We start from the raw sequence: 14,106 nt of genomic DNA on the forward strand, positions 1-14,106 counted from the left end.
CGACATGTCAAAAGATATGATTACTCTCACACCTGCCGGAGAGATTCTTTACAAACAGGCAAAACACGTTCTTGCTCACTATATAGACATTGAAAAACGGATTGCGAAAATAACAGGGACGATAAAAGGAGGAATAACTGTCGGTGCAAGCACAACAATAGGGAACTATGTTCTTCCCCGCATTATTACTGATTTCAAGCTGAGGTATCCAAGAATCAAGATCACCATGCTGGTAACAAATACGAAAAGAATAGAAGAACTCCTGTCTTCGCAATTGATTGATTTCGCTCTTGTTGAAGGAGAGATATCCAAGACGACTTTGAAGGCGGAGCCGATTATTTCTGACGAACTTGTTCCGATTGTATCGTCGTTTCATCCGTTGGCAAGAAAAAAGACGGTTTCAATCCTTGATATAACAAGAGAACCCTTTATTCTCAGAGAAGAAGGATCGGGGACAAGACAGAAAATAGAGGAATTCTTTGCGCTCTATGGTATTAATACGAACAATCTGTATGTCACTCTTACTCTGGGAAGCACCGAGTCTATAAAAAAAGCTGTTGAACGGGGGGCAGGTATGTCTGTTGTGTCCAAGTGGGCAGTGAGGAAAGAAATACAGGATGGAAAAATCCATGCGTTTTCACTAAGGGAAGGAAATATTGTAAGGGATTTTTCTCTTATTGTGTTTTCCAGAAAGAATCTTCCGGTCGCCACTGAGGAGTTCCTGCTGTTCGTGAAGAAGTACCCTCATGAAGACCTCTGATAATATCTTGACATCTGTTTGACGAATCTGTTAATAATATTCATGCATTCGTTCTGTTTCTCATATATTCTCTTTACCTTTTGGTGCGGCTTTTTCTTTAGGCCGTCTGCCTGAGGGAATGGTCGATTGTGAGAGATAGACGGAACTGACACAAAAGATCAACCAGGAGCCGAGGGTAGACGGAAAGTAACCCCGGCTTTTTTTATTGTATGTACAGAAATATAAGGGCCGGAAGAACTCTCCGGCCTTTTTGGTTTCCGGGCATGGAAAAGGAGAGGGCAAAATGATTATCGTGATGAAAACAGACGCAACAAAACGTGAGAGGGATGAGGTGATCAAGAAAGTCAGGGAATATGGTTACAAGCCCCATGTAATACATGGTACTACGAGAGATGTGATAGGCGCTGTAGGGGATGAGAGGGGAAAGGTGATTCTGCAGTCAATCGAGTTTATGCATGGAGTGGAGAGTGTTGTTCCGATACTCAAGCCCTACAAACTTGCATCGAGGGAAGTCAAGAAGGAGACGAGCGTCATCAGGATCAGTGACACTGTCAGCATAGGCGACAAAGAAATTGTAATCATGGCAGGACCGTGTGCAGTGGAAAGTGAGGAGCAGATCATCGAGGTGGCAGAAGCGGTGAAAAAGGCGGGTGCGAAGGTATTACGGGGGGGGGCTTTCAAACCGAGGACATCCCCCTATGCGTTTCAGGGTATGAAAGAAGCAGGCTTAAGACTGCTTGCAAAAGCCGGGAAGGAAACGGGATTGCCGATAATAACCGAAGTGGTGAATCCTGAAACAGCAGACCTTGTTGCAGAATATGCGGATATCCTCCAGATAGGAACAAGAAATGCCCAAAACTTTGAGCTTTTGAAAAAGCTTGGCCAGATCCAAAAGCCTGTGCTCTTAAAACGCGGGATGTCCATGACTGTTCAGGAACTGCTTATGAGCGCTGAATACATCCTGAGTGAAGGAAACCATTCAGTCATCCTGTGCGAGCGCGGAATCCGCACTTTTGAAACAGCAACCCGGAACACCCTTGATATCTCGGCAATACCTGTATTGAAGGAGAAAACCCATCTGCCGGTAGTTGTTGACCCGTCACATGCCACAGGGAATTATCGCTATGTGGAGCCAATGGCCTTTGCTGCAATTGCTGCGGGTGCGGACGGGCTTATCGTGGAAGTGCATACTGATCCGGAACATGCTTCTTCCGATGGTCCGCAATCGCTCAAACCAAAAAACTTTGCTGCGATGATGGCGAAACTGAGACTGTTTGCAGAGGTGTCTGAAAGAAGCCTGTAGCACCAAAAGGACGATCAGGTGCTATGCTATGTGTGGTACATTGAGAATGGGAAGAGAATAGAAATCTGTAATTAAGAATATGCGGATGCACGCGGAAAATTCCAAAAGAGCCATGCCTTTTCACTACGCATGGCTGATTCTTGCTGTCGGAACTCTTGTCGTCTTCGGTGCCCTTGGACTGGCAAGGTTTGGGTACACGATGGTGTTGCCTTCCATGCAGTCAGGGCTCGGTATGAATAACACTCAGGCCGGCGGTCTTGCAACTACCAATCTTGTCGGATACCTGGTATTGTCTGTTCTGGGAGGTGCCCTTGCAGCACGTTACGGACCAAGGGTTGTCATTACTACAGGGCTCAGTGTTGCTGCTGCAGGCATGCTGCTCACGGGCCTTGCGAACAGTTTTGGCACTGCTGCGGTATGGAGAACACTTACAGGCATAGGCAGTGGCGCCAGCAATGTGCCGGCCATGGGGCTGCTTGCAGCATGGTTTGTGAGGCATCGCCGTGGTCTGGCATCAGGCATCGGAGTCACGGGCTCTTCTTTCGCGTTGATTGTACTCGGTATTTTTGTGCCTCATGTGCTGAAGGTGTATGGCATGGATGGCTGGCGTTTATGCTGGTTTATTTTTGCGGGGATAACCCTGGGTCTGGCTGTCCTTGCGTTTACCGTCCTGCGCAATAAACCTTCAGATATCGGACTCTTTCCCATTGGAGCTGAAAAGGATAGTAAAACGGTTACCGTGAAGGGAAAAGAGCTCAACTGGGGAAAAGTGTATAAGTCAGGTGTTGTATGGCATTTGGGTCTGATTTATGTTGCATTCGGATTTTCCTATATTATTTATATGACGTTTTTTACCAAATACCTGATTGCCGAGGGTGGATACACCCAGGAGTCAGCAGGAAGGCTGTTCATGCTGATGGGGTGGCTAAGCCTCTTATGCGGACTGATCTGGGGATCGTTTTCGGATAAATTCGGACGAAAGGCAGCTCTTGTGATTGTCTATATCATACAGGCATCTTCTTTTGCACTGTTTGCAGTCTGGCCTTCTGCTCCGGGTTTTGTCCTGTCCGCTATCCTGTTCGGCATCTCGGCATGGAGTATCCCTGCAATTATGGCTGCAACATGCGGAGATCTGCTTGGTCCACGACTTGCGCCAGCCGGACTCGGATTTATTACGCTTTTTTTCGGGATTGGCCAAGCTGCCGGTCCGAGTGTCGCCGGCGTTATCGCGGATGCCAGCAATTCCTTATCCCCGGCGTTGCTGCTTGCCGCGGGAGTGGCGCTGTTGGGTGCAGCCGGTTCCCTGTTCCTCCGCAGCACTTCTCCTGAAGACAGCATTATTTCAGATTAGCCCGGGATGACGGTTCCTTTTGACCTGCTTGCTGGTGAACGGGGCAATCATGAAATGTGTGGGAGCTTGGTATGTCGGTTGGAAAGGTATAAGAGAAGTCAATCAGAAACAGGGAAGAAAAGCAAACAGGGCCCTCTATCAGGCAAAAGATGAAGGGCGCGACAGGGTTGTCGTGGTATCTGTTACAAAGGAAACCAGTTAGACCATGCAGTCCTCTCTCCACATGCAGTGCATCTGATCGCACATTCCTTTGGTCGCAGTTCCGAAGCAGTCGAAGTTCCCTTCTGACTTCTGTATTGCGCGGATCATGTTCGCCTTCTTCATATTTCCGACTTTAATTCCCTTTTCTTTCGCCATTCCCTTGATTTCTTTCAATGTCATGGTATATCTCCCTCAACGGAAAACATTAGTAAAAAAAACTTCCAATATGCTTCACCTTAGCACGTTGTCAGACTATATTCAAGCTGATGTCAACCGCCTTTGCAGAGTGGGTCAGTGCACCGACAGAAATCAGATCGACGCCGGCTTCCGCAATTCCTCTGACAGTATCGATTCCGACACCACCGGAGGCCTCCAGAATCACCCTTCCCGATGAAATCGTCACCGCCTCCCGTATGTGGCTGAGTGACATGTTATCAAGCATAACAACATCTGCTCCTGCTTCCAATGCTTCACGAAGTCCGTCGAGATTTTCAACTTCCACCTCGATCTTCAGGAGATGATGGCAGGCTTTTGCACGTCTGACTGCTTCGCCTATACTGCCCAGTGCTGTGATATGGTTGTCCTTAATGAGAATCCCGTCAAAAAGGCCGAATCGGTGGTTTACTCCTCCTCCTGTTCGCACTGCGTATTTTTCCATGAACCTCTGACACGGCGATGTCTTTCTGGTATCGGCGATCTTTACCTTCAGCCCCTTGATTTTCTCGACATACATACTGGTCAGGGTTGCTATACCCGAGAGTTTCTGGAGAATGTTCAGGCTGACCCTCTCTCCCCGGAGAATAACCCGGGTTTTTCCTGTCACTTCAGCAAGTATGTCACCTTGTCCTGCCCGGGCACCCTCATGGAAAAAAACCTGCACATCTGTTGATGGGTCGAGTATACGGAAGATCTCACTGACAAACGGGAACCCTGCGAGAACAAAGGGTTCTTTTGCAACGAAAAGGGCTTTTGATTCCTGTTCCTCAGGTATCAGAAGAGAAGCAGTGACATCGCTGTGACCGATATCTTCCTCAAGTGCACGATGCAGAAAACCAGTCACACTTGACGGAATATCCATCCTATTTCCTTCTGAAAAGCAGGGAAAAGAATCCCCAAAGACCTCCAAAGACCGCAGATAAGGCGATGGCAGAACGCCAGTCGAGCAGGGTGTTGACATTTCCTTCAATATTATTTGCAATCACGAGGAACGCGGAAGTATGCTCTGTTTTGATATCCTTTGCTGCCATGATTCCGACGGCTGACCTGTTTGAGCGTATTTCGTCGCGTGAAATCGCCAGGGGAACGCATGAAAAATTCACTGAAACATTATCCGCTGCGGTTACCCCGCTGATGCTCTGGTTGAGACTGACATCATTTCCTCTGAGTATTCCCGAGGCGCCCTGGGTAACTTCGATCTTTTCCCCGTCAATGCTCAGGGCTCCAACCTGCTGCAGTTCTATATGTCCGCCTTCGACCGCTCTGATAGTGCTCTGCTTGATGCTGATAAACTCTCCTTCGATGAAGTCGATATCACTTTTTTCCAGTTCTTTTTCTCTCTTATTTATCATCCTTCACCTCCGCTTCTCTGAGTATTCTTATGCTTTCGGTAATTTTGTCCTTCATGTGTATCATTTCTTCATATTTTGCTTTTTCCTTGTCGACAATCTCCCTTGGTGCCTTCTGGAGGAAATCGTCATTCAGGAGCTTTTTATTCAACGAAGCTATCGTTGATTCGATCTTAGCGCTGTCCTTGATAAGTCTATCGAGTTCTGCGTCAATATTCAAGACCCCCTTGAGCGGAACGAAGATCTCCATGGAACTTTTGACAGAGGTCGCAGATCCCGGGGGTTTTTGCATAGTGGTGCTTATTTCTATTCTGTCAAGCCTGGCAAGGCTTTTTATATATCCGATATTGTCTTTCAGGATCCTCTCGCAAGAAACGGAATAAGGCTTAATGGACGCATTCAGTTTGGTGGACGGTGTGATATTCAGTTCTCCCCTGATAGTCCGGATTCCAGTGATCGCTTCTATGATATGTGACATATCAGCCTCGGACCTGTGATCCGACCGTAATGCCCCCGGATAGGAGGATCTCATGATACTCTCTGCCGTCCTGTCTCCGGTATCTCCCTTCTCTGCTCTCCGAGGTTTGATTTTCTGCCAGACTTCTTCAGTGATATAGGGCATGAAGGGGTGAAGAAGCCTGAGACAAGTGTCGAGCGTATGGACAAGACACCATTTGACCCCTCTTTCCTTTTGCGGGTCCCGGAATTCGGTCTTGGCCATCTCGATATACCAGTCACAGAACTCGTGCCAAATAAACTGGTATATACTGCTTGATGCGTCATTGAACCGGTATTCTTCGAGCGCGGTGTTGACCTCATCTGCGGTTACCGCAAGCCTGCTCAGTATCCATTTGCTGGGAAGAGAAATGTTTAATTCGCTTTCCGGCATATGGTTGGCGCCGGAAGACTCTTCCGTATTCATCATGATGAATCTGGACGCATTCCAGAGTTTATTCACGAAATGCCGGTATCCTTCGACCCTTTCCTCTGAAAACTTAACGTCCCTGCCCTGTGCCGCGAAGGCAGCGAGAGTGAACCTGAAGGCATCCGTGCCATATCTGTCTATCATAATGAGCGGGTCCACAACATTGCCTTTTGACTTGGACATCTTCTGGCCTTTTATGTCCCTTACAAGTGCATGGATGTATACATCACGGAACGGTACATCTTCCATGAATTTCATTCCCATCATGATCATCCGTGCAACCCAGAAAAAGATTATGTCGAACCCGGTCACGAGGACGCTGGTGGGATAAAACGTTTTGAGATCATCGGTATTTTCGGGCCAGCCAAGTGTAGAGAATGGCCACAATGCCGACGAGAACCATGTATCAAGCACATCCTCGTCCTGTGAAAGAGAGTCTGCACCGCAGTACGGACAAAGACCGGGAGTCTCCATGGACACAATCATTCCGTTTTTCTCCCTGCATGTCTCATTCTGCATTTTCCCGCAGTACCATACAGGTATCCTGTGTCCCCACCAGATCTGGCGGGAAATGCACCAGTCCTTTATGTCGCCCATCCAGGCAAAGTAGGTGTTTTCCCATGACCTGGGTACTATGTTTATTGAACGTTCCCTGACCACCCTCATGGCTTCCGACGCCATTGGCTGGACGTTTACATACCATTGGGGCGTAGACAACGGCTCCGTGATGGTCTTGCAGCGGTAACAATGGCCGATTGCATATGTATGCCGGACTTCCTTTCCGATCAAACCAAGTTTTTTCAGGTCTGCAAGGACATGCTTTCTGCATTCATATCTGTCGAGGCCTGCATACCTGTCTCCTGCAGCGGGAGTCATTCTGCCGTCGTCCCCGATGACTTTGATGAATTCAAGTTGAGGGGTCTGTCTCCTTGCAATCGCTTCATCGCTGAAGTCGTGCGCAGGTGTCACTTTCACGGCGCCGGTTCCGAATGAAGGATCGACCGCATTATCGGAAATAATCGGAATTGTTCTGTCCGTCAGAGGCAGCCTGAGTTCCTTTCCAATAAGTTTCTTGTATCGGGTGTCTTTGGGATTGACCGCAACAGCCGTGTCGCCGAGCATCGTTTCAGGCCGTGTTGTCGCGACGATGACATATTTTCCTTCCTTGCCTGAAACGGGATATTTAATATGCGTCAGTTTTCCCTCGAACTCCTCATGTTCGACCTCGAGGTCTGAAAGCGCAGTATGGCAGCGCGGACACCAGTTAATGAGCCTGTTGTCTCTGTATATGAGGCCTTCCTCATAGAGTCTGACGAAAACCTGTCTGACAGCGTTTGAAAGGCCGTCATCGAGCGTAAAACGTTCCCGTGACCAGTCGCACGAGGCACCGAGTCTCTTGAGCTGATGGATGATCTTCCCCCCGTATTCGGCCTTCCATGTCCAAACCCGTTTGATAAAGGCTTCGCGCCCGAGTGTATGCCTGTCGAGCCCTTCAGATGTGAGTTGCTTTTCCACAACATTTTGCGTGGCGATTCCCGCATGGTCTGTGCCGGGCAACCAGAGAACCTTGTGCCCCAACATGCGTTTCCACCGGACAAGAATATCCTGGATAACGGTATTCAGCGCATGCCCCATATGCAGGGAGCCTGTAACATTTGGCGGGGGAATGACCAGAGAAAAAGCAGCACCGCGAGAGTCCGAATCGGGTGAAAAATACCCATGGGAAACCCAGTACTGGTACCACTTTTCCTCGATGCCCTGTGGATTGAAACCCTTGTCTAAAATTCTGACCTTATCCTCTCTATTTCCTTCGAAATCAACGTCTCTGCGAGGTCAGGTACGGTTTCCCATATGACTTTTTCAACTTCTTTTGTCAGGGATTCGAGTGAACCTTTCAGCATCTCTTTCAACATACGTTCTGCAAGGTCAGGTGCAACTTCCCAGAGTATCTTTTCGACAGAATCTTTCACTATGGGCATCATTGAGGAAAGAAGAACTTCTTTTATATCAATCGAGGATAAAGATGAAGATATCTTTGCATGAACAGCTTTTTCGAATACTGCCTTCAGCTCGTCGCCTGATGGAACGGAAACGTCTGCAACCGGAACCGCAAATTCTGCGGCTGCCGGTTTTTTGGTAAATGCCGGCTCTTCCGCAATATCTGCTTCAGAGATCGTTTCAGCCTCTTCTGCCAACTCGACAAATTCTTCGGTGCCTGCTTCCGTACCTTCTTCCGAAGGCCAGCCCTTGAATTCGTCGGCAGTTTCCGGTAGTTCTTCCATCGCCCAGAGGTCTTCCTCGAGAGTGGCTTCCTCAAAACCGACTGCCTCGGCCTCAACGATTCCTTCCATCTCATCCGGAGCACTGACTATTTCTACCCCGACCCCTTCAGATGCGGACAGAGCTGCGTGTATCTTGTTTACCAGTTCCTGAGATTCGAACGGTTTTACGATAAAATCGTCTGCATGAACCTGTTTTCCGAGCTCTTCGTCAATCGGCTCAAATGCTCCGGTGAGAAGTATCACAGGGATTCCTGACGTAGCAGGATTTTCCTTGATCTTTTCACAGAGCTGGTAACCGTTCATTTTCGGCATTTCTATGTCGGCAAGCACCACGTCAGGTTTGAATGAGCGAATAATAGCCAGCGCTTCTTCTCCGTTATTCACTGATCTTATCTCGAAATTCTCTTCAGCGAGAATGAGTTCAACAACCTTCTGGATGGTAATGCTGTCGTCTGCAAGCAATAGCTTATGTCCCAACTTACACCTCTCAGATATTATTGAAAAATTTTATTGCTAAGTGCCGAAAAAGTCAAGCGAATTCATAGCAGGCTCCTGTCATAAAGCTCCTTCCTGCGCATTCCGTAAGCCTCCGCGACCTTTTTGACGGCTTCCTTTCTCCCCATACCTTTCTTCATAAGTGCGCGGATTTCAGCGAGCGCATCGTCTGAAGACAAGGGATATTTTTCTGTGTTTCCTTCAAGAATGATCACAAATTCCCCCGCTATTGTGGCTTCGTGCAGTTCTGCGCTTATGTCAGTCAGCAAACCCCTGAACACGTGTTCGTGGAATTTGGTGATTTCTTTCACCAGCACCGCTTTTCTTCCGGCAAAAAACCCGGTCATGTCCGCAAGAGTATCAGTTATCCTGTGCGGCGCCTCATAGAAAATAAGTGTTCTTTTCTCAAGTTTCAGATCTTCCAGAGCCTTAAGGCGTTCCGTCTTTTTTGACGGAAGGAACCCGACGAATGTGAACTCGTCAGCAGGCAGACCGGATAATGATAATGCTGCAAGGAACGCTGAGGGACCGGGTATTGCGACAACGGGTATGCCTTCGCCAATAGCTTTCGCGATCAGGACAGTCCCGGGGTCTGATATTCCCGGTGTTCCGGAATCTGAGATGAGGGCAACAGATTTTCCGGCGAGAAGAATCCTTATGATCTCTTCTGATTTTGTCTTTTCCCTTTCGCCCCAGTAACTTGTCAACTGCTTTGCTATGCCATAATGCCTGAGGAGTTTGAGGGAATGCCGTGTGTCTTCAGCAGCTATCAGATCAGCTTCCTTCAGAATCCGCAGCGCCCTCAGGGTAATGTCTTCAAGATTCCCTATCGGCGTAGAGACGATGTAGAGGGTGCCTTTCACTCGATATTCAGCTGTTTCTTCAGGCGCCTGTCAGCCCTGACAATTTCATCCACATCGTCGCCGGTGAGGTCCCAGGTATATTTCCCGTCTGAAGTCCTTTTCAGTTTGATCTTTACCGGCTTTTTCGGCTTGATCTGCTGTATCTCGGGCTGTTTCCTGACCGTGGTAACTCTGGTATCGGCAGAAAGAGCGGGAATGGACAGACAGAGCAGCGCAAGCAACAGTATCGTACAGCTCAATATGCGGTTTCTCATCAGTATTTCAGTCCTTTCTCGGGTTTAAATCTTTTAATCGTTGCGGTTGCCCATCCTATTGCATAGGATTGCCCGCACTGGGGGCATATAAGGCAAATCCTTATCTTTGCCCGGAGTTTTTTGAAAAAGACGTGAAACCCTCTCTGGTAATCACATTCAGGACATACTCTGAACTCTTCCATTAATACCCCCTGTATTTGTTTGTTATCGGGAATCTTCTGTCCCTTCCGAATGCCCGCTGGGTTATTTTTATGCCCGGCGGGGACTGTCTTCTCTTGTACTCACTCCGGTCGATCATCCTGATAATGGTTTTTGCGCATTCGGGGTCGCAGCCGAGTGAAGATATCTCCGTAAAGTTTTTGTCATCTTCAATATATGCCTTCAGAACAGGATCGAGCACAGCATAGGGCGGAAGGGTATCAGTATCTTTCTGTCCGGGCCTGAGCTCGGCAGACGGTTCCTTCGAAAAAATCCTTTCGGGAATCACCGTTTCGCCTGCATGGGAATTTTTCCATCTGCACAGTTCGTAGACCATGGTTTTCGGTACGTCTTTTATAACTGCGAAACCGCCCGCCATATCACCATAAAGGGTTGCATACCCGACGCTCATCTCTGACTTATTGCCGGTTGTCAGGACAAGCCATCCGAATCTGTTTGAAAAGGCCATAAGGATGTTCCCCCGTATCCTTGCCTGGAGGTTTTCCTCTGTCACATCTCCCGGATTTTCGCTGAAATGCGTGTGGAGGGAGGTGAGGTAGTCCTGCAATATCGTATCTATCGGCATTTCCATGACCTTTATGCCCAGATTTGAGCAGAGCGCATAGACATCTTCCCTGCTCTCCTGCGAAGTATACGGAGAGGGCATGAAAAGACCCATCACGTTTTCCCTGCCGAGAGCATCTGTTGCAACAGAGGCAACAAGCGCGGAATCGATCCCGCCGCTCAGGCCGATGACGACTCCTGTAAAACCGTTTTTATTGACATAATCAGATGTGCCGAGGATAAGGGCCCGGTAGATTTCTTCGGATGGTTCCATGGCAGGGCGGTAAGGGGCGGGCAGACGGGGACGAATCTTTGCCCTTCTGCCGCCCGGTCGCTTTTTTGGCAAGAGGGCAATTTTTTCGTATGCGTGCGTATCCAGTTTGATGACTTCCTGCCTTCTCCGGGGATTATGAAGCCTGCTCATCATGATCCCCTCGAGGTCAAGGTCCATAATGATAAGGTCTTCTTCATATTGCTTTCCTCTCGCGATTACTGCACCGCTCTGGTCCAGGATCATGCTCTGTCCGTCAAAGACAAGCTCATCCTGACCTCCCACGGTATTCAGATAGGCAAGTATGACGATATTGTCGGAAGCCCTGGTAGACAGCATATCTTCCCTGAATTTCCCCTTGCCGATATGGTACGGTGATGCATTGATGTTGATGATTACTTCGGCACCGGCAAGTGCCTGAACCCGGGCAGGACCTTCAGGGTACCAGATATCCTCGCAGATATTGATACCAATACATGTATCCCCGATCTGGTAGACAGGAATTCTTGTGCCGGCCTGAAAATAGCGGTATTCATCAAAAACCCCGTAATTCGGCAGGTACATCTTGTGGTACACGTCGATGAGTTTTTTATTGCTGATGACGGCTGCAGCGTTATAGATGTCGTCTTTCCTGTCGACAAACCCAACAATCGCGGTTATTTCGCCGACATTTTTCTGTATCAGTTTCAGAGCATCAAGATTGTCATCAATAAACTGTGTTTTCAAAAGGAGGTCTTCAGGAGGGTAGCCTGTTACCGCCAGTTCGGGGAATGCGACTATTTCAGCGCCGGATTTCTGTGCGAGTTTTATATATGCAAGAATCTTCGCAACATTCCCTCCAAGATCTCCGACAGTAGGGTTAATCTGTGCAAGCGCGATCCTGAGTGATTTCATGTGCGTTTTACCATCCAGTCTTGTAGAATGACACGGGAAATTTCCGGAAAACTTGTGCATATTATAGCACTAGATAAAAAAATCAACAAAAAGGATTGTTGCCATATTGCGGTGAAAAAAGCAACAATAGGGAACTATGTTTTTCCTGCGACACTGCGTTTTCTCTCTGCTGTTTGTCTGCGGAATTTTCCTGCAGATTCTACATGCTGCAGACAGTGCAGTGCGGTCGGACGAAGCAGAGGTCTTTGCCGAAGAGTCATTAGCAAACCTTGCCCGGGAGGTTCTCAGGGTTTACCCTTCTGTCAGAAAAGATCTTGAAGAGACCTTTCACTGGAAAGTGGATTTCCGGCCGAAGATATTTCTGGTGAAGGACAGGGAGACCTTCAGGAAAATAACCGGCAGCGATCTTATTCTTGCCTTTGCGGTAGCTGACAGGAACCTTATCGCGTTTGACACCTCACGAATTCTTACCAGGCCGTTTACTCTGGAAACGACCCTCAAACACGAACTCTGCCACCTGATTTTGCACCGCCATATCGAAAAAGTGCGGTTGCCGCGGTGGCTGGATGAAGGAGTCTGCCAGTGGTCGACCGGCGGGATTGCAGAGATTATGATGGAAGACGGAGACAGATATCTCACTAAGGCAACGATATCTGACAGGCTGATAGAGATGAGGGCACTGGAGAGGTTTCCCATGGATGAACATTCGCTCATCCTTGCATATGAGGAAAGCAGGAGTTTTATGGAATATATCGTCGGTGAATACGGATCATCACGGTTATTAATGGTTCTCGCAGATATGAAAGAAGGACATCCGGTGGATGAGGCAGTGCAGAAAAACCTTTCACACAGTCTGTTCGAAGTCGAAAACCACTGGAAGGCACATCTGAAAAGAAAGCATACCTGGTTTTTGTATGTCAGCAACAACCTCTATGCGATACTATTCTTCCTTGCAGCTCTGGTGACTGTATACGGGTTTTTCCGGCTCATGAAAAAGAAAAGGGACTATAAGGACGAAGAAGAGGATGTACAGCCAACGACAAATGCCAAAAAGCACAGAGAAAAAACCGAAGCGCAATGAGTGTTCTGCGGTTTTCTTCCGCTGCATACTGCCCGGACGCTGACGATTACTGCCAAAAACCTTTGCCCTGAAGTGCAGGACTGGACGACCCTGTGAGGTTTGCATTATACTCATGGTATGCAGCAGTGAATGTCCTGAGCAGGTTTTGGGTGAGCATTCAACAGAAGGAGAGGGTGTGCAATGCTCAGAATAGCTGTTTTTGCATTATTGATAGCGGTTTTCGCCGGGTGCTACCCGCCCGCATACTATGACACATGGAATGCCCGCTCTGTTGAGCGTTATCTTGACTGGCACGATTCCTACTATCCGGACACCTACTACTATAATCCCTATTATGATGGTTATCCGTATGCCTATATCCCGTTTTCACTCTCGCTCTACTATTCCTACCACAAATCCTACTATGATCGTCCCTTTCACGGTCGCTATCCCCGGTGGTCGCCATATGACAGACACCGGTACAGGGGATGGTGGCGCAGGTAACGGGAAAATACGCCTCCTCCATGACCACGGAAGGAGAAGCTGAGAGGACTTTAAACTTCGTGTTACCCACAATAAAGGAACTTAAAAAAGGGGAACAGGAGTATTTTCTATGATGTATCTGTTTCTGAGGATAATGATCAATGCCCTGTCGATAGCGGTTGCGGTGAAAGTTCTGGACGGCATTGCCTTTTCAGGAGAATGGTGGAAGATGATTGTCATCGGTGCAGTCTTCGGGATAGTAAATTCTTTTATAAAGCCGATTGTTACTATCTTTGCATTTCCCCTGATCATCCTGACGCTCGGGTTGTTTACGCTCGTTGTCAATACCCTCATGCTGATGATCACTGCAAAATTGTCCGGTCCCCTGAACCTCGGACTTCAGATATACGGATTCTGGCCTGCCTTCTGGGGAGCCCTGATTATCAGCATTGTCAGTATGCTGCTCTCCTGGGTAACAGGCATCAAGAAAGTAAGGTATTACCGGCAGTAGACCTGCGGTTCTCATGCAATGCAATGATATTTGATATGATGTGGTGACTGCCGGGTGTCCTGCGTGTCGGCGATGAACAACCCGAAGTCCTTCATGCAGCCCCTGTTTTTTCACTCTCCGGCAGGA

The 14,106-nt window shown here is 48.2% G+C and carries 16 protein-coding genes; 7 read left to right on the plus strand and 9 right to left on the minus strand.

Annotation, left to right across the window (positions count from 1 at the left end; genetic code table 11):
• Positions 1-16 precede the first annotated feature (16 nt).
• The 4 genes from AB1552_06440 to AB1552_06455 all read left to right on the plus strand — a co-directional run bounded on the left by AB1552_06440 (position 17) and on the right by AB1552_06455 (position 3,616).
• Positions 17-760 carry a LysR substrate-binding domain-containing protein gene (locus AB1552_06440; protein MEW6053414.1) on the plus strand — a complete coding sequence of 248 codons (744 nt, stop codon included), beginning with the start codon at positions 17-19 and terminating at the stop codon, positions 758-760.
• Between the two features lie 283 nt (positions 761-1,043).
• Entirely contained in the window at positions 1,044-2,063 is a 1,020-nt protein-coding gene (gene aroF / locus AB1552_06445; protein MEW6053415.1) for a 3-deoxy-7-phosphoheptulonate synthase, read from the plus strand.
• An 85-nt stretch (positions 2,064-2,148) separates the two neighbouring features.
• Positions 2,149-3,414, plus strand: a complete 1,266-nt coding sequence (locus AB1552_06450; GenBank protein MEW6053416.1) for an MFS transporter — start codon at positions 2,149-2,151, stop codon at positions 3,412-3,414.
• A 49-nt stretch (positions 3,415-3,463) separates the two neighbouring features.
• Positions 3,464-3,616 (plus strand): hypothetical protein, encoded by a 153-nt coding sequence (locus AB1552_06455; protein ID MEW6053417.1) that lies wholly within the window; start codon positions 3,464-3,466, stop codon positions 3,614-3,616.
• Here AB1552_06455 and AB1552_06460 read toward each other — a convergent pair.
• From AB1552_06460 to AB1552_06500, 9 genes are all read right to left on the minus strand, one after another.
• A complete protein-coding gene (locus tag AB1552_06460) occupies positions 3,613-3,795 on the minus strand; it encodes an SAP domain-containing protein (protein MEW6053418.1) in 183 nt (60 codons plus the stop codon). The two genes, AB1552_06455 and AB1552_06460, sit on opposite strands and share 4 nt — an antisense overlap.
• A gap of 67 nt (positions 3,796-3,862) precedes the next feature.
• Positions 3,863-4,693 carry a carboxylating nicotinate-nucleotide diphosphorylase gene (gene nadC, locus AB1552_06465; protein ID MEW6053419.1) on the minus strand — a complete coding sequence of 277 codons (831 nt, stop codon included), beginning with the start codon at positions 4,691-4,693 and terminating at the stop codon, positions 3,863-3,865.
• A gap of 1 nt (position 4,694) precedes the next feature.
• The gene (locus AB1552_06470) at positions 4,695-5,183 is read right to left on the minus strand and encodes a hypothetical protein (GenBank protein ID MEW6053420.1); all 489 of its coding nucleotides are present in this window, start codon (positions 5,181-5,183) and stop codon (positions 4,695-4,697) included.
• The gene (locus AB1552_06475; GenBank protein MEW6053421.1) at positions 5,173-7,890 is read right to left on the minus strand and encodes a valine--tRNA ligase; all 2,718 of its coding nucleotides are present in this window, start codon (positions 7,888-7,890) and stop codon (positions 5,173-5,175) included. The genes AB1552_06470 and AB1552_06475 overlap by 11 nt, the downstream gene beginning before the upstream one ends.
• Positions 7,884-8,864: a response regulator gene (locus tag AB1552_06480; GenBank protein ID MEW6053422.1), complete on the minus strand. Its 981-nt coding sequence runs from the start codon at positions 8,862-8,864 to the stop codon at positions 7,884-7,886. Before AB1552_06480 ends, AB1552_06475 begins: the two co-directional genes overlap by 7 nt.
• Before the next feature lie 62 nt (positions 8,865-8,926).
• Positions 8,927-9,745, minus strand: coding sequence for a 16S rRNA (cytidine(1402)-2'-O)-methyltransferase (gene rsmI, locus AB1552_06485; protein ID MEW6053423.1), 819 nt, complete (start codon positions 9,743-9,745; stop codon positions 8,927-8,929).
• On the minus strand, positions 9,742-9,984 hold the full coding sequence (locus tag AB1552_06490; protein ID MEW6053424.1) for a hypothetical protein: 243 nt from the start codon (positions 9,982-9,984) through the stop codon (positions 9,742-9,744). Before AB1552_06490 ends, rsmI begins: the two co-directional genes overlap by 4 nt.
• Before the next feature lie 14 nt (positions 9,985-9,998).
• Positions 9,999-10,181 (minus strand): hypothetical protein, encoded by a 183-nt coding sequence (locus AB1552_06495; protein ID MEW6053425.1) that lies wholly within the window; start codon positions 10,179-10,181, stop codon positions 9,999-10,001.
• The gene (locus AB1552_06500; GenBank protein MEW6053426.1) at positions 10,181-11,926 is read right to left on the minus strand and encodes an NAD+ synthase; all 1,746 of its coding nucleotides are present in this window, start codon (positions 11,924-11,926) and stop codon (positions 10,181-10,183) included. Before AB1552_06500 ends, AB1552_06495 begins: the two co-directional genes overlap by 1 nt.
• Positions 11,927-12,146: 220 nt before the next feature.
• Here AB1552_06500 and AB1552_06505 point away from each other — a divergent pair, with 220 nt between their 5' ends.
• From AB1552_06505 to AB1552_06515, 3 genes are all read left to right on the plus strand, one after another.
• Entirely contained in the window at positions 12,147-13,007 is an 861-nt protein-coding gene (locus AB1552_06505; protein MEW6053427.1) for a peptidase MA family metallohydrolase, read from the plus strand.
• 180 nt (positions 13,008-13,187) lie between these two features.
• A complete protein-coding gene (locus tag AB1552_06510; protein MEW6053428.1) occupies positions 13,188-13,490 on the plus strand; it encodes a hypothetical protein in 303 nt (100 codons plus the stop codon).
• 109 nt (positions 13,491-13,599) lie between these two features.
• Complete coding sequence (locus tag AB1552_06515) at positions 13,600-13,980, plus strand: phage holin family protein (GenBank protein MEW6053429.1); 381 nt, start codon at positions 13,600-13,602, stop codon at positions 13,978-13,980.
• Positions 13,981-14,106 lie beyond the last annotated feature (126 nt).

The organism is Nitrospirota bacterium (genome assembly GCA_040754395.1).
In the GTDB taxonomy this organism is placed as follows: Bacteria; Nitrospirota; Thermodesulfovibrionia; order Thermodesulfovibrionales; family SM23-35; genus JBFMCL01.